The following is a 342-nucleotide window of genomic DNA, read 5'->3' as shown; positions in this document are numbered from 1 at the left end:
CTGCGCCTGCCGAACTGATGGCGCCTGAGAATCGAGATCTCGTGGGTCAACTGGTCGATGCGGGTCTGCCGGTAGCGCAGCTCCCGATCCTTCTCGCCGACCTCCCGGGTCTTCTCCTCAATCTCCCTGTCCCGGTCCTCGACACGCGCAATCAGTTGTGTGGCGAGCGCACGCAACTGTTCCGGGCTAAGAGCGTTGAGGTCGGCTGGCAAGTTCATGCAGACGAGTCTGCCAGAACCCCGGAGAGCGCGAAAGCGCGACCGTATACGTACCGAACGTCCTCAAACGACACGGATCACACCGTCCGCGCCGATGCGCTGCCATGGCAAACCCACCACCAGA

General features: G+C 62.6%; 1 pseudogene. It reads right to left on the bottom strand.

The features are described from left to right. Positions 1 to 218: pseudogene (locus AB3X96_RS42730) on the bottom strand (IS66 family transposase); the annotation flags it as partial. Between the last annotated feature and the right edge of the window lie 124 nt (positions 219 to 342).

The organism is Paraburkholderia sp. BR13439, assembly GCF_040948805.1.
GTDB lineage: Bacteria > Pseudomonadota > Gammaproteobacteria > Burkholderiales > Burkholderiaceae > Paraburkholderia > Paraburkholderia youngii.
This window is presented reverse-complemented; position numbering and strand designations above follow the sequence as displayed.